At 39.5% G+C, this 15,655-nt stretch carries 15 protein-coding genes and 1 other RNA gene; 12 read left to right on the top strand and 4 right to left on the bottom strand.

The window, feature by feature from the left end; genetic code table 11:
• The first annotated feature begins 1 nt into the window (after window position 1).
• The 8 genes from eno to L8T27_RS16360 all read left to right on the top strand — a co-directional run bounded on the left by eno (window position 2) and on the right by L8T27_RS16360 (window position 7,404).
• Entirely contained in the window at window positions 2-1,297 is a 1,296-nt protein-coding gene (gene eno, locus L8T27_RS16395) for a phosphopyruvate hydratase (protein ID WP_233316603.1), read from the top strand.
• A 147-nt stretch (window positions 1,298-1,444) separates the two neighbouring features.
• Window positions 1,445-1,681 (top strand): preprotein translocase subunit SecG, encoded by a 237-nt coding sequence (secG, locus tag L8T27_RS16390; RefSeq protein WP_233316602.1) that lies wholly within the window; start codon window positions 1,445-1,447, stop codon window positions 1,679-1,681.
• A 198-nt stretch (window positions 1,682-1,879) separates the two neighbouring features.
• The gene (locus tag L8T27_RS16385; RefSeq protein WP_233316601.1) at window positions 1,880-2,623 is read left to right on the top strand and encodes an alpha/beta hydrolase; all 744 of its coding nucleotides are present in this window, start codon (window positions 1,880-1,882) and stop codon (window positions 2,621-2,623) included.
• 61 nt (window positions 2,624-2,684) lie between these two features.
• Window positions 2,685-4,991 (top strand): ribonuclease R, encoded by a 2,307-nt coding sequence (gene rnr, locus L8T27_RS16380; RefSeq protein ID WP_233316630.1) that lies wholly within the window; start codon window positions 2,685-2,687, stop codon window positions 4,989-4,991.
• A 110-nt stretch (window positions 4,992-5,101) separates the two neighbouring features.
• Window positions 5,102-5,569 (top strand): SsrA-binding protein SmpB, encoded by a 468-nt coding sequence (smpB, locus tag L8T27_RS16375; protein ID WP_127738132.1) that lies wholly within the window; start codon window positions 5,102-5,104, stop codon window positions 5,567-5,569.
• Between the two features lie 155 nt (window positions 5,570-5,724).
• Window positions 5,725-6,083: a transfer-messenger RNA gene (ssrA, locus tag L8T27_RS16370) on the top strand.
• A gap of 221 nt (window positions 6,084-6,304) precedes the next feature.
• Window positions 6,305-6,868, top strand: a complete 564-nt coding sequence (locus L8T27_RS16365) for a lysozyme inhibitor LprI family protein (RefSeq protein WP_237941892.1) — start codon at window positions 6,305-6,307, stop codon at window positions 6,866-6,868.
• 134 nt (window positions 6,869-7,002) lie between these two features.
• Window positions 7,003-7,404, top strand: a complete 402-nt coding sequence (locus L8T27_RS16360; protein ID WP_349238803.1) for a MerR family transcriptional regulator — start codon at window positions 7,003-7,005, stop codon at window positions 7,402-7,404.
• Between the two features lie 39 nt (window positions 7,405-7,443).
• Here the strand turns inward: L8T27_RS16360 and L8T27_RS16355 are convergent, their stop codons facing one another.
• On the bottom strand, window positions 7,444-8,415 hold the full coding sequence (locus L8T27_RS16355) for an aldo/keto reductase (RefSeq protein ID WP_237941890.1): 972 nt from the start codon (window positions 8,413-8,415) through the stop codon (window positions 7,444-7,446).
• 357 nt (window positions 8,416-8,772) lie between these two features.
• On the opposite strand from L8T27_RS16355, the gene L8T27_RS16350 reads away from it, so the two are divergent.
• Window positions 8,773-9,789, top strand: coding sequence for an AraC family transcriptional regulator (locus tag L8T27_RS16350; RefSeq protein WP_237941889.1), 1,017 nt, complete (start codon window positions 8,773-8,775; stop codon window positions 9,787-9,789).
• Window positions 9,790-9,812: 23 nt separating this feature from the next.
• Window positions 9,813-10,607: an SDR family NAD(P)-dependent oxidoreductase gene (locus tag L8T27_RS16345; protein ID WP_237941888.1), complete on the top strand. Its 795-nt coding sequence runs from the start codon at window positions 9,813-9,815 to the stop codon at window positions 10,605-10,607.
• A gap of 120 nt (window positions 10,608-10,727) precedes the next feature.
• Here the strand turns inward: L8T27_RS16345 and L8T27_RS16340 are convergent, their stop codons facing one another.
• The 3 genes from L8T27_RS16340 to L8T27_RS16330 all read right to left on the bottom strand — a co-directional run bounded on the left by L8T27_RS16340 (window position 10,728) and on the right by L8T27_RS16330 (window position 13,479).
• Window positions 10,728-11,846: a 7-cyano-7-deazaguanine synthase gene (locus L8T27_RS16340; RefSeq protein WP_237941887.1), complete on the bottom strand. Its 1,119-nt coding sequence runs from the start codon at window positions 11,844-11,846 to the stop codon at window positions 10,728-10,730.
• A gap of 109 nt (window positions 11,847-11,955) precedes the next feature.
• Complete coding sequence (locus tag L8T27_RS16335; RefSeq protein WP_237941886.1) at window positions 11,956-12,612, bottom strand: hypothetical protein; 657 nt, start codon at window positions 12,610-12,612, stop codon at window positions 11,956-11,958.
• 126 nt (window positions 12,613-12,738) lie between these two features.
• Complete coding sequence (locus tag L8T27_RS16330) at window positions 12,739-13,479, bottom strand: SDR family oxidoreductase (protein ID WP_237942338.1); 741 nt, start codon at window positions 13,477-13,479, stop codon at window positions 12,739-12,741.
• Between the two features lie 134 nt (window positions 13,480-13,613).
• Here L8T27_RS16330 and L8T27_RS16325 point away from each other — a divergent pair, with 134 nt between their 5' ends.
• Window positions 13,614-14,501: an AraC family transcriptional regulator gene (locus L8T27_RS16325; RefSeq protein WP_233316593.1), complete on the top strand. Its 888-nt coding sequence runs from the start codon at window positions 13,614-13,616 to the stop codon at window positions 14,499-14,501.
• 98 nt (window positions 14,502-14,599) lie between these two features.
• Window positions 14,600-15,583 (top strand): LacI family DNA-binding transcriptional regulator, encoded by a 984-nt coding sequence (locus L8T27_RS16320; RefSeq protein ID WP_237941885.1) that lies wholly within the window; start codon window positions 14,600-14,602, stop codon window positions 15,581-15,583.
• Window positions 15,584-15,655 lie beyond the last annotated feature (72 nt).

Raw genomic sequence — 15,655 nt, 5'->3', positions numbered from 1 at the left:
TATGCCATACATTCAACATGTATATGCTCGCGAAGTATTAGACTCACGCGGTAACCCAACAGTAGAAGTAGAAGTTTTAACAGAATCAGGTTTCTTCGGTCGTGCACTTGTTCCATCTGGTGCATCAACTGGTGAATACGAAGCAGTAGAATTGCGTGACGGCGACAAATCACGCTACCTTGGCAAAGGTGTTCTTAAAGCAGTAGAAAACGTAAACGAAGTTATCGCTGAAGCAATCATCGGTATGGACGTTACTGACCAAGCTGGAATCGACAGAACTATGATCGAGCTTGACGGAACTGAAAACAAAGGTAAATTAGGTGCTAACGCTATCCTTGGTGTATCTATGGCTGCAGCTCACGCTGCTTCTGAAGTTGTTGGTCTTCCATTGTACCGTTACCTTGGCGGATTCAATGCTAAGCAATTGCCAACTCCAATGATGAACATCATCAACGGTGGTTCTCACGCTGACAACAACGTGGACTTCCAAGAGTTCATGATCTTGCCAGTAGGTGCTCCAACATTCAAAGAAGCATTGCGTTATGGTGCTGAAGTGTTCCATGCACTTAAATCAGTTCTATCTGCAAAAGGCTTGAACACAGCTGTAGGTGACGAAGGTGGATTCGCTCCAAACCTTGGTTCAAACCGTGAAGCTCTTGAAGTTATCATCGAAGCAATCAAAAAAGCTGGCTATGAGCCTGGTAAAGACATCTTGCTTGGAATGGACGTTGCTTCTTCTGAGTTCTACAACAAAGAAACTGGTAAATACGATCTTGCTGGAGAAGGCCGCACTGGCTTAACTTCTGAAGAGCTAGTATCTTTCTACGAAGAGCTAGTTAACGAATTCCCAATCATCTCTATTGAAGATGGTCTTGACGAAAACGACTGGGAAGGTCACAAATTGTTGACTGACCGCATCGGTTCTAAAGTACAATTGGTTGGTGACGATCTATTCGTTACAAACACTAAAAAATTGGCTGAAGGTATCGAAAAAGGAATTGCTAACTCAATCCTTATCAAAGTTAACCAAATCGGTACTTTGACTGAAACTTTCGAAGCTATCGAAATGGCTAAACGTGCAGGTTACACTGCAGTAGTATCTCACCGTTCTGGTGAAACAGAAGATGCAACAATCGCTGACATCGCTGTTGCTACTAACGCTGGCCAAATCAAAACTGGTTCACTTTCTCGTACAGACCGTATTGCTAAGTACAACCAACTTCTTCGCATTGAAGACGAGCTTGGCGACCTAGCTGTATACGATGGTCTTAAATCTTTCTACAACCTTACTAAATAAGGTTTGAACTTCAAGCACCTGACATTTTTGTGTCAGGTGCTTTTTTGTTGCCACAACTTGGATAAAACCGTTGTAATGCTATTGTGGGACAAGATAAATTATGGTACATTAAGAGTAATGTATGTTCGTTTTAATGGAGGTGCTTGTATGTTACACACAATCTTATTAACATTACTGATTATTGTTGCTCTTGCTCTTATTGTAGTAGTGCTTCTGCAATCAGGAAAAAGTGCAGGTCTATCCGGGGCCATTTCAGGTGGGGCAGAACAGCTTTTCGGTAAACAAAAAGCTCGCGGTTTAGACTTAATACTTCATAATACAACAATCGTACTGTCAATTTTGTTCTTTGCTTTAACGATTGCAGTCAGCTATTTCGATATTTAATAGCTGAACGGTATAGATGAAAAACCTGGCCGGATGCGGTCAGGTTTTTTTTCTGCAAGAGGGGTTTTGGAATCTTTTTGCTGGATTCTTATCCTTTTTTCTGCCTAAAATAGGATGAGATTTACTAAAAAGAAAATCAGCTATACATATGTTAATCCGATGGAAATGGGAAAAGATAAGGCAAGGAGTGTTTTTAAAATGAAATTAGTGGAACAAAAGCCGTTGTATTTTGAAGGAAGTAATAAACGTGCTGTATTGCTGCTGCACGGCTTCACAGGCAACACATCAGATGTAAGAATGCTTGGACGCTATTTGAATACTAAAGGATACAGCTGCTATATTCCGTTGTATAAAGGCCATGGAGTGCCGCCAGAGGACCTTGTGCAGTATGGGCCAGAAGATTGGTGGAAAGATGTTCAGGCAGGCTATAATTTCTTGAAAGAAAAAGGTTATGAAGAAATTGCAGTGGGCGGACTTTCTCTAGGCGGGGTATTTTCTCTTAAGTTAGGTTACACTGTACCTGTAAAGGGTATCGTAACAATGTGTTCTCCAATGTATATTAAAAGCGAAGAAGTCATGTATGAGGGCGTCCTTGAATATGCTCGTAACTATAAGGTTAGGGAAGGAAAATCGGAGGAAGTCATTGAACAAGAAATGGCAGAATTCGCCCCGATGAATACGTTAAAAGAGCTGCAAGGCTTGATTGCAGATGTCCGTCAATCAGTGGATTTAATTTATTCCCCTGTTTTTGTTATACAAGCAAGACATGACCACATGATTAATACAGATAGTGCAAATATTATCTATAATGAAGTGGAAAGTGATGATAAAGAGATCAAATGGTATGAGAATTCTGGCCATGTTATTACACATGATAAAGAAAAGGACGAGGTTTTTGAGGACTTCTACCAGTTTATTGATCGATTAGATTGGATTAATTAATTAAAAGGAGGTTGTTTGTTTGGATATAATTCAAGAGCATATAGAAAAGCTGCTGCATTATATGAAGGACGAGGCGTATAAGCCCCTGACAGTACAGGAGCTGGAGGAAGCGTTTGGAATTGAGGATTCTTCTAACTTTAAGGAGTTCGTCAAGGCATTAGTGCAGATGGAAGAAAAAGGGTTGGTTGTAAGAACGAGAAGCAATCGTTACGGTCTGCCTGAAAAGATGAATTTAGTGAAAGGGAAGATATCCGGCCATGCAAAGGGTTTTGCCTTTGTTATTCCAGAGGAGCCTGGTCTAGACGATATCTTTATCCCGCCAAATGAAGTGAAGACAGCGATGAATGGCGATATCGTGCTTGCCCGTGTCACTTCAGAAAGCTCTGGTCAAAGACGGGAAGGAACCATCGTCCGTATTCTGGAACGAGGTGTGCAGCAAATTGTCGGTACATATTCCGAAAGCAAGAATTTTGGGTTTGTTATTCCCGATGATAAAAAAATTGCCACAGATGTGTTCATTCCTAAAGGCAGCACAAAGGGTGCTGTAGAAGGCCATAAAGTAGTTGTAAACTTAACTGCTTATCCAGAAGGAAGAAAGAATGCAGAAGGGGAGATTATCAAGATACTGGGCCATAAAAATGATCCTGGTGTGGATATTCTATCTGTTATTCATAAGCATGGACTGCCGCTTGCTTTTCCTGACGAAGTGATGGCACAGGCTGACAGTGTTCCAGATGAAATTGATGAAAGTGAAATCAAAAACAGACGTGATTTAAGGGATCAGCAGATTGTCACAATTGATGGTGCTGATGCAAAGGACTTGGACGATGCGGTAACCGTTACAAGGCTGGAAAATGGCAACTACAAGCTTGGGGTTCACATTGCAGACGTTTCTTATTATGTGACGGAAGATTCACCAATTGATGTAGAGGCACAAGACAGAGGCACAAGTGTTTATTTAGTAGACCGAGTTATTCCAATGATTCCACATCGCCTGTCAAATGGGATTTGCTCTTTGAATCCAAAAGTAAATCGTCTGACATTGTCTTGTGAAATGGAAATCAGCCCGAGCGGTGAAGTGGTTAGCCATGAGATATTCCAAAGTGTCATTAAGACAACAGAACGAATGACTTATGCCGATGTTAACTCAATCTTAAATGACAAAGATGAAGAGCTGCGAGAAAGATATGCTGAGCTTGTTCCAATGTTTGAGAGAATGGAAGAGCTTGCGCAGATTCTTCGCACAAAACGGATGGGCCGAGGAGCAATCGACTTTGATTTCAAAGAATCAAAGGTTCTTGTTGAAGAAAATGGAAAGCCAAAGGATGTTGTCCTTCGTGAACGTTCTGTTGCAGAACGCCTTATTGAAGAGTTCATGCTTGTTGCCAATGAAACAGTAGCAGAACATTTCCACTGGCTGCAAGTACCGTTTATTTATCGTATTCACGAAGACCCGAAAGAAGAAAAGCTGCGCAGGTTTTTTGAGTTTATTACAAACTTCGGCTATATCGTGAAAGGTACTGCGAATGAAGTTCATCCGAGAGCTCTTCAGGAAATTATTGAAGAGGTGCAAGGCACACCAGAAGAAATGGTTATTTCAACTGTTATGCTCCGCTCCATGCAGCAGGCAAAATATTATCCAGAAAGTCTAGGGCATTTCGGGTTGTCAACAGAGTTCTATACGCACTTCACGTCTCCAATCAGACGCTATCCCGATTTAATTGTGCACAGACTTATTCGCACATATCTAGTAGAAGGTGACATTAGCGCTCCTACTCAAGAGAAATGGAACAGCAAGCTGACAGACATAGCAGAGCATTCGTCCAATATGGAAAGACGCTCTGTTGAAGCAGAACGTGAGACTGACGAACTCAAAAAAGCAGAATATATGCTGGATAAAATCGGCGAAGAATATGACGGCATCATCAGCTCTGTCACAAACTTTGGAATGTTTGTGGAGCTTAAGAATACAATTGAAGGTCTTGTACATGTCAGCTATATGACAGACGACTATTATCGCTATGATGAACGCCATTTTGCGATGATTGGTGAAAGAACAGGCAAAGTATTCCGTATTGGTGATGAGATCACAGTTCGTGTTGTTAATGTTAATAAAGAAGAGCGTGCCATTGACTTCGAAATTGTCGGCATGAAAGGAACTCGCCGCAGAGATCCGAAAAAAGAGGGCAAAGTATTTTCAACTGGCAGCACATCTCGCGCGCCACGGAAAGGAAAGTCTGGGGCCGGCAAAGATGGACGCAATGGCAATGGCAATGGCAGCAACGGGGAAGGAAAACGCAAGGGCAAAAAAGAAAGAAAGTTTTATGAAAATGCCCCAAAAGCAAAAAGAAAGAAAAAGAAACGCTAAAATGTTTTTGAGAAAGGGAAGCATATCTTGCTTCCCTTTGATAAACTTCATCAAAATTGTCCGAACAGAGATAATTTGATACAATTAGGTTATAAAGGTAGGGGATTTTAATGCCAAAAGGTGAAGGGAAAGTAGTCGCTCAAAACAAAAAAGCGAACCACGATTATTTTATTGAGGAAACATATGAAGCAGGCATCGTGCTGCAAGGAACAGAGATTAAGGCAATCCGTGCTGGCAGGGTTAACCTGAAGGAATCATATGCCCGTGTTCATAACGGTGAAGTATTTTTGTATGGCATGCATATAAGCCCATATGAACAAGGAAACCGTTATAATCATGAGCCGCTGAGAACACGCAAGCTGCTGCTTCACAAAAAGCAGATAAACCAGCTGATTGGCGACACGAAGGAAATCGGTTATGCATTAGTTCCATTGAAGCTTTATATGAAAAACGGCTTTGCCAAGGTTTTAATCGGGCTCGGTAAGGGTAAGAAAAACTATGACAAGCGTGAGACATTAAAGCGCAAAGAAGCAAACCGCAGCATCGAGCGTGCCTTAAGAGATAGACAAAAAATGTAATCCAAAAACTTACAATTGAAATCTAGGATGTTTATGTTATAATAAATTATGTCGTTAAGACAAGCATAACTTAAAGCTCCTATTTTTGAGCTTCCTAACGTTAACGCAAATAGCGTGAATCCAGTGATGTAACAATCACTAGATTTTATCCTTATGGGGACGTTACGGATTCGACAGGGATAGTTCGAGCTTAGGTTGCGAGTCGAGGGGATCGGCCTCGTTAAAACGTCAAAGCCTATAACTGGCAAACAACAAAACAACTTCGCTTTAGCTGCTTAATAGCGCTTAGCGGTTCCTCCCTCCATCGCCCATGTGGTAGGGTAAGGGACTCACTTTAAGTGGGCTACGCCGGATTCCACCGTCTGAGGAAGAAGGAAGAGAACAACCAGGCTAGCTCATCGGACGCCCGTCAGCAGGCATAAGAATGAGCGAATCGCGAATATGTTGACTACACTCGTAGAAGCTTAAGTGCCGATGTTTCTGGACGTGGGTTCGACTCCCACCGTCTCCACCAAATACATATGTTTGGTGGTTTTTTACTACTTAGAGATATGAAGCATCAAATTCCCGGTTGGGGGTTTGGTGCTTTTTTATTTATGCTGCTGTCTTGCTTCTAAAAATAAACCGAGAAATATACATATAAATTGATTAACAATAATTGTAATTGTTATATTGTTAAATAAAGGGAATAAAAGGAGGAACGTCACTCACTTCCATAAAAGGAGGACTTTCATAATGAAAACTTTTGAGGTGATTTTCTCTTTAGTTGCGGTACTGATTTTGGCTGCTTGTAATAACTCATCCACAGAATCAAGCAATTCAGCAGATAAACAAGCTGAACATAACAGCAGTTCTCAAACAGCAAATGGTGAGGCACCTAAAGAAAATACTGGTACAAATAAAACGGAAAAAAACACAGCTGCTAATGATACTGCAGAGAGTCAAAAGGAAGAGTATCTCAAGAAATTAAATGATACAAAAAAAGAAATGGATGAACGACGGAACAATCCAGAAGATGACTCAACATATGCCATGAAAAAGGTTGAAGGTGACAGATATGACACGTGGGATGGCTTAGTAAATGAAATTTATGGTGTCTTACAGAAGCAACTGCCTTCTGACGAAATGGAGCAGTTGAGAAATGAACAGCGTAAGTGGATTGAATACAGAGATAGTACTGCAAAAGAGGCTTCTTTAAAATATGAAGGCGGTACGATGGAACAGTTGGAATACGTGGCTGTGCTAGGAAATCTTACGGAAGAAAGATGCTTTGAATTAGTGGAGAAGTATATGCAGTAATAAGATTATTATGTGAATGAAAGGGAGAGGCCTATTATTCGTTAATAGGTCTTTTCTCAATATGAACATATTTATAGGAATATGCTTTTAATTGCGGAAATAAATAGATATAAAGTAAAATACATGAAAATAGAATGAGGTATAAGAGGAGGGGCCATATGGGGCTTACGATAAGCGAGGTTGCTGAAAAAACAGGAATATCTCCGCACACACTGCGTTTTTATGAAAAAGAAGGACTTGTTCCTACTGTTAATAGAGATCATAATGGAATTCGAATTTATGAGGATTATCACTTAGAGTGGCTAAGCTTTATGGTGTGTTTGCGTGCAACGAATATGCCGCTGAGTGAAATGAAGAAATATGTGGAATTAACACAGTATGGCAAGGACTCTATTAGGGAAAGAAAAGAAATGATGCTTAAGCATAAGAAAAAAGTAGAAGAACAGCTGCAAGAAACTTATAGCTATCTGGAGAAAATAAATTATAAATTAGCTTTTTATGATATTCATGAAAAAGATTTAAAGATACTGCCATAATAAAAGGGCACTGCGTAAAAGAGTAGTGCCCATAAAAACTTACAGACTAAGATCCTTCATATTATTATCATCATAGCGATTTCCATAGACCGTATTTTTGGGATTTATACTGTCAAGACGTACTAAATCTTGAGGAGTTAATTCGACTTCTAAAGCGCCGACATTTTCCTCTAAGTATTTTTGACGCTTTGTCCCAGGGATTGGCAGGGCACCATTTGCAATTGTCCAAGCGATAGCTAATTGAGAAGGTGTAACATTCTTTTCTTTAGCCATATTCTGAATTTCACTGACTATATCAAGATTTTTTTGGAAGTTCTCTCCTTGGAACCGCGGCATAAATCTGCGCAAATCATCATCGCCAAAATCTTTGAAATTACTTATTTCTCCGGTTATAAATCCTCTGCTTAATGGACTGTAAGCTACATGTGTAATTCCTAGATCTCTTACAACAGGTAAGATTTCCTCCTCAATATCTCTGCTCCACAAGGAGTATTCTGTTTGTAATGCAGAAATAGGATGTATGTTGTGTGCCCGTTTTATGGTATCAACTGATGCTTCGGATAATCCAATTGCTCGAACTTTTCCTGCCGTAACTAAATCGGACATTGCGCCGATTGTCTCTTCAATCGGAACATTTGGATCGACACGATGTTGATAATAAAGGTCAATATAGTCAATATTTAATCGGCGCAGACTGTCTTCAACAGCTTTTTGGATATAATCAGGGTGACCGACGATTTTTTCATAATTTGTTGTATAAGCAAACTTAGTAGCAACAATTGCTTTATCTCGTTTACCTTGCAAAGCCTTGCCGAGCAAACTTTCATTATGACCATTTCCATAAACATCTGCCGTATCTAATAATGTCACACCCAATTCCATTGCACTATGAATCGTTCTAATTGATTCCTCATCATTTGTCTGACCATATATTCCTGGTGACATCCCCATCAACCCTAGGCCAATGGATGATACTTCCAACTCACTATTTCCAAGTCTTCTTACTTTCATGTTCTTCACTCCAATAATAGATTTTTTTGTACTTTTTAATCATATGACTTAGAGTTTTCTTGAGGTCAAGCAAAAATTTATGTTCACGATTTTCCCGCTTATCATCCTTGATTTAGAGTTTAATGTAATATTTAGTTTAAAATTACACTTCATTTTTTGAGTTTGAGCTTAATTTTAGTTAAAGTAGCTTTAACGAAATTGATATAATGAACATAGATTTTTTCTCTTGGCGTCTTTGGCTAATTGATTGTCGTTCCCTGCTAATTACAGTAAGACAATATAAAAGTAAAATGAAATAACTATCCCGTTAACAGAATTAGCTGTAATGTGCTGATAGATAGAGAGGTGTAAATAAATATGACTGCAAATACTCGTATTAGAATACCGGATGGACTTTGGACTGGATTAAAAAAACTAGGATTTAATGCGCAGGATTTAGTTCGAAAAGCAAAAATGCCGCTGACTGTAATCAGTGAATCAGTTGTCACTGTTGAACAATATTATGCATTATGGCAAGCATATTCCGATATGATCGGTGATAGTGAAGCTGGCATGTTGCAGCTTCCGACGGTATTTGAAACAACACAGTATCCCCCATCTGTACTGGCTGCTTACCATGCCCGTGATTATCGGGATGCGCTTAACAGAATGGCGCGTTACAAAGAAATGTGCCCTCCTGAAAAATTACGCATTGTGGAACAAGATACAAATTGTGTAATTGAACTGAAATGGTTGGAAACCGAGCAAGCAGGACCAGCCCTGCTTGTCGGAACAACACTTGCGTTTTTACTGGAACTAGGACGAAGAGGCACCGGATATCCTATAAAAGCGAGCTTAGTAGAATTTACACATTCTTTTGGTCAAGTCCAAGCACTGGAAGATTATTTTGGTTGCCCGATCCATATCGGAGCAAAACATAATAGACTGATATTGCAAAGAGAAGATCTTGATCGTCCTTTTACTTCCTATAATGCTGAATTACTGCAGATACTAACACCAGTATTGGAGCAAACATTGGAGGAGCAGCGCCACAGTCACTCAATAACGGAGATAGTTAAGTGGATTTTAAAACGCAATTTAACAGGAGAACGACTTGACATACAAGATGTTGCAAGTGAGTTGGGCATGAGCGAACGTACCTTACAGCGACGGCTTACTGATGAAAAAACCAGCTTTAAGGATCTCTTAAAGGAAGTCCGTCATGAACAGGCACGACAGTACTTGGCTGATCCTGACCTAGATATTAAAGAAGTCGCTTTTCTCGTTGGATATAAAGACCATAGCTCGTTCTATCGTGCCTTCCGTTGTTGGGAAGGTGACACTCCTTTAAATTGGCGTACTGAACATGCACTTATAGACGAACGACAAGGATAACCTACTTAAAGGAGAAATGTATCTTGGAAATGGAATTAGTAAATAAAACCGCTTTAGTTACAGGCTCAACAAAAGGAATCGGGAAAGCAATAGCAAAAGAATTGGCTAAAGAAGGAGTTAATGTTCTCATCAATGGCCGCAACTATGACGAGGTAGAACGAACTGTACAGGAAATTAAATCAGAATTCCCGTTAACTTCCCCTCAAAATGCTGCAGCTGATATTGTCGATGTGCAACAAAGAGAGGAACTATTTAGGAAATATCCTAATGTCGATATTTTAGTTAACAATATGGGGATATACGAAATCATGCAATACGAAGATGTTACAGATGGAGTCTGGCAAAAATACTTTGAAACGAATGTATTAGCTGCAAATGGGCTTTGTAAACATTATCTTCCAAAAATGCTGAATAAAAATGATGGCCGAATCATTTTTATTGCTAGTGAAGAAGCCGTAATGCCTTCTGGACAAATGCCTCAGTATTGTATGACAAAATCAATGCTGCTATCATTAGCAAAAAGCTTGTCTTTTCTAACAAAAGGTACAGAAGTTACAGTCAATACCATTATGCCTGGACCAACACTTTCTGAAAATGTGCAAGCTATAATTGAGGGTATTTACAGTGATGAAAACATGACCTTTACAGAAAAAGAAACACAATTTATGGTCACTAATTTGCCTCAATCAGAAATACAGCGATTTATCAGACCGATTGAAATAGGACGATTAGCCACATTCCTATGCAGTCCCTATGCATCTGCATTTAGAGGATCACCAATCCGTATGGATGGCGGAATGGTTCCGACCATTTTTTAAACAAAAGAGCTGCCGTTTGGCGGCTCTTTTTTGCTAGATTTACATTTTTTAAGGGCAAAGGGAGCCTAGAATAAAACCTTCCGAAAAAGGAGGTCTTTGAGTTTATTAGATTTCGTGGTTTCAGTACGGATTATACCTATCAACAAAACACGCAAAAGCTGACCTAAGATCATCAGCTAAATACTCGTCTTCTTCTGTGGTTTTTCGTTCCTGACTGAGAGTTTCCATTAATTCCAGAGTGTCTCGATAAATTTGTTGATCGTGTTCGTCCGTTATTTCGGCTATCTTTTGGCCATAGTCATATTGGTAAAAACCATCATATACTTCACTGTTTGCTGCAGCTAAGGCAATCTTTCGTTGGAAGCAAGCTGTGCAAATGCCACAAGGAGTATTTGCAGCCGCTAATGCTGTTTTTCTTTTCATTCTCAAACATTCATTTGTATTTTTAATTTGTAATTTATGCTCTTTAGGCATTTCTTTGAGGATAACTACCCTTGTTTTATGCAAGAGGGGTGTCTCAATCTGCATATCTGCAGAAATGCATTGATAAAGTGCATTCAGCAGTTGATATGTTTTCGGATGAGCAGTCTTAGCTAGGTTTAGAGAATCTGCATCTATCTTTTGGCTTTGATAATAATATACTTTTGTTCCGCCGTTAAAATAGGCTTTGGCAGCAGCTATCGCCAATACTAAGGAAATGGCCGCAGGAGTAGTTTTGGATTTTCTTTTGTTGAGTAATTTAATATCTATATTTATTATTTCGCTCGAATCGGATGCTGTCTTTCTTAAAAAAGCAGCTAGTTTCTGCTGTTTTGTTTTTTCATTATTTTTGTTGGGAATGCGTATATAATCACATACTAACTGGTGATTTATGCCGGCAATTGATTCGATATCATCATAGAACAATGCAATGTTTTGATAGGCTGGCAATGACAATAAGAATCCTTCTTCCGTATCTAGCGGAATGTTATTTGTAAATTGAAGTGACACATGCGTGTCTGTCATCCAGGAAAAAAACGCTTCTGCCGCAGCTTTTTCCTTCTCCCAAACAGAATAATGAAAAACGGGAATGGTAATGGAAAGATCTTTTTGGCCTTTTTTTATCTCTGGCGCAAATAAGAATAGACTGGTTGTAATCGTAATAATGTCTAGAAATTTCGTGCTGGTATCATCATAGTCAAAATACATTCCGTGAAGCAGTTCTTTATGTAAATGAGGCAATACATTGTTTACATTCATACAAAAACTCCTGTTATCTTGTCAAAATGAAAATAGCAATATATTAAATTATAGCATTTAATGAGCGTACAGGAGAATTTTAAATATGGAGGGCAGCTGACGTAATTAATTATAACTCGCGGGCGGCACTTACCTTTGAAGTAAACTTCCGAATTTGTCCAAGTCTTTCAAAGTTTTCGGCAAAGTTCGGAGCGTTTACTTTTATTAACCCTTCATTAAAGTCTTTTTTGAAGTGAAAAACTCCAGATGGAAGCATTGCGATTAGATGGATTTGATTCCATGCGGGATAATCAGCCTTATGGAATAATACTTCTGCCGTTTCAAGGGCGATAAATTCCTTGCACCACTTTTTTGATTGGATAATATGCTCCATAGCAGGGCCATTATTGTGAATCATTATTTCTTTAAATTCTGCTAGATAATCGGGTTGAACATGAACGTATTCAACGATATGTATGAAGCCGTTCTTTTCGTTAGAAGGGAGGAAGGAGCCTGGTGTTGGCAGCATGTTTTCTTGTCTGATTAACTGTGTTTGATAGTCCTTGAAAATATTTTGGAAATGTTCATATTGCTTCCCATCTGCTGCTTTCATCATCACAAGGACATTCCATAGCTGACTCTTTTCTTCAGTGGAGAAAGTCAGTTTCCGCCGGTAAATTCTATTGAATAAGAACTGACTATTATATTGATGGAAGTATGTATGCAGTTTACTGATAAGTTCCTTAGATTCCTTTTTCGTTGCTGTGTATGTTTCAACGTAATACAAGTTAGACACCTTCTCTTTAAATTATTTACAACAAACGTATCATAAATGAGAATTGTTTTCAATTAGAAGAGGAAGTCTGTATAAAGAAAAGATAGAGCACTACCTCTATCTTTTCTTTTCAATATTCTAGATCATACCGCCATTAACACGGATTGTTTGTCCTGTAATCCAGCGGGATTCGTCACTTACTAAAAAGGCTAATGCATCGGCGATATCATTTGTTTCTCCGAATCTTCCGAAGGCGTTGTTTCCTTTTAATGCCTGCAATTGTTCAGAAGTTTTTCCTTCCAAGAATAATTCTGTTCTTGTCGGACCTGGGGCGATTGTATTTATCGTTATATTCTTTGGTCCAAATTCTCTGGCCAGCTGTCTGCTGATTTGTTCAACAGCCCCTTTAGTAGCTGCATAAATGCTGTAGCCTGGGAACATTACTCCTGCAACAGAAGTAGAGAAATTAACGATTCGTCCGTTCGGTGCCATATGCTTAAAGGCTTGTTGGCAGGCGAAATAGGTGCCTTTAACATTAATCGCAAAATGTTGGTCAAATTGTTCCTCTGTCACTTCACTGATTGGAATGGTATGCATGATACCTGCATTATTCACAAGGATATCGACCTTGCCGAAATGGCTAATGGTCGTTTCAAATAAATACTCTATTTCCTTAAGGCTGCTCACATCTGCTTTAACAGCTATCGCCTGGCCGCCCTTTTCCATGATAGATGAGGTCACTGCCTCTGCTGCTTGTGGGCTGTTAGCATAATTAACAACAACCTTAGCTCCCAGTTCTGCTAATTTTATTGCACTTTGAGCGCCTATTCCTCTTGATGCGCCTGTAATTATTGCGACTTTATCCTGTAAGTTTGTCATCATTTATTCCTCCAAGCTCTATTTTCCTCTAAATTATAAATAAAGTTACGAATAACGAGATAGCTGAATCGTCTATTATTTTTGCCTATTTCTCCAAATAAACGTTAAAATATATAAAAAAGGCGGTGAATGGCATGAAAGACAGGCAGCAGCAGTTAGTGACTTTAATTGAAAAACATACAAATAGGGATGGGACATTTGATGCGGAAATTGATACATTGAGCTTTATCCGCTCATCGACTTTATCAGAGCCTCTTCATTCCTTGTTCGAGCCGTCTGTCTGCTTTATTGCCCAAGGCTCAAAAATCGTGATGCTGGAGGATGACATCTTTCATTATGACCCCAATCACTACCTTATTGCCTCTGTCCATCTGCCGATAACAGGGAAAATCATGAAGGCGACGAGTGACAGCCCCTATCTAGGAGTCAAACTCCGCTTCACAACAGAAGAGATTCTCGATGTTATTAAGATGAAGCAAGATCACTCATTTCCCGCACAAAGAGCCATCATGGTGAATAAGACAACATCCAATATACTCGATGCAGTTATCAGGCTGATAGGCTTGCTTGATACGCCCCAAGACATTTCAGCACTGGCACCTCTTTATAAAAAAGAAATTCTTTATAGAATTTGGAATAATGAAGATGGAGATCAAATGAGAGAGTTTGCAGTAATGGGAAGTCAAGCGCAGGCAATCAAAGAGGTAATCCGCATAATCAATGAGGAATATAACCAGCCGCTGCGGATAGATATGCTTGCAAAAATAGCTAAAATGAGTGTTTCCTCTTTCCATCATTATTTTAAACAAGTGACAGCAATGAGCCCATTAAAGTATCAAAAGATGATTCGGCTGCAGGAAGCACGGAAGCTTTTGTTATCTGAACCGATGGAAGCAGGTGAAGCGGCTTTTCAAGTCGGCTATGAAAGTCCATCCCAATTCAGCAGAGAATACAGCAGAATGTTTGGAGCTCCTCCAGTCAGTGATATAAAAAGATTTCGTGAATCAATTAACAGGCAGTAATGTAGGGGTCTAGGCTTAAATTTGAAACAGCTGCCCAAAAAGCTTGAATAAGTAGTATATAATATAACCATAAATACAATTATGAGGTTGGTAAACTAATGATTCGGACCATTGCGGATATTGCTAAAATCGCCGGAGTCGCCAAAAGCACGGTATCCCGCTACCTGAATGGAGGCTCTGTCGGAGAGGCAACAAGGAAGAAGATTGAAAAGGCAATTCGAGAGACTGGCTACACGCCAAACCCTTTTGCTCAAAGTTTAAAAGCAAAAAAGACAAATATCATTGGCACGATTGTTCCAAGGCTGGATTCTTTTGCGTCATCACAGACGTTGATTGGAATCGATGAGCGCTTGAAAGAACTGAACTATCAGATGTTAATATCCAATACGAGCCAAGATTTAGACAGGGAAATTGAGAGTATATACAGCCTGGCAAACCAGAAGATGGCGGGTATTATCTTGCTTGCGACCGTGATTACGGACAGGCATCTTCAAGCAATAGCTGATGTGAATATTCCAGTTTTACTGATTGGTCAAGAGCATGAAGAGATTCATAGTGTTATTCATGATGATTATCATGCTGGCATGGCAATAGGGCAATATGTGCTGGACAAGGGGCATCGCAACATTGCTTACTTAGGAGTGACAGAGCTTGATATTGCTGTTGGAATAAAACGAAAACAAGGCTTTACAAAAGCATTGGAGGGGAAGGAAGATATTGATGTCCATTATTATGAGACAGAATTTAATATTCCTGCTGCCCAAGCTGCCGCCATGGAAATCTTAAGAAATTCCAACCAGAGTATTGTCGTTTGTGCTACAGACAATATTGCCCTTGGCTGTCTGAAGGCAGCATACAAACTGGGGATAGCTGTACCAGATACTTTGTCTGTTACTGGCTTTGGCGGTTATGATGTCACGGAAGCCATTCATCCTGGCATTACAACAGCAAAATTTCATTATAAAGAAGCAGGGAAAAAGGCCGCAGTTAATATGGTGGAGCTAGTACATGAGCGGCCAGTAGAAATACTGACAACAATGAATTTTGAAATAATTAAAAGAGAAAGCGTTGACACAATCTAGCATGATGAATTATAATTCTAATGAAACCGATTCCAATAATAAATTTATAATCGGTTTCGTTAGAATCATATT

It is taken from the genome of Niallia sp. Man26, from assembly GCF_022049065.2.
Classification (GTDB): Bacteria; Bacillota; Bacilli; order Bacillales; family Cytobacillaceae; genus Niallia.
The sequence above is the reverse complement of the archived record's forward strand: the minus strand, read 5'-3'. Positions and strand labels throughout refer to the sequence as shown.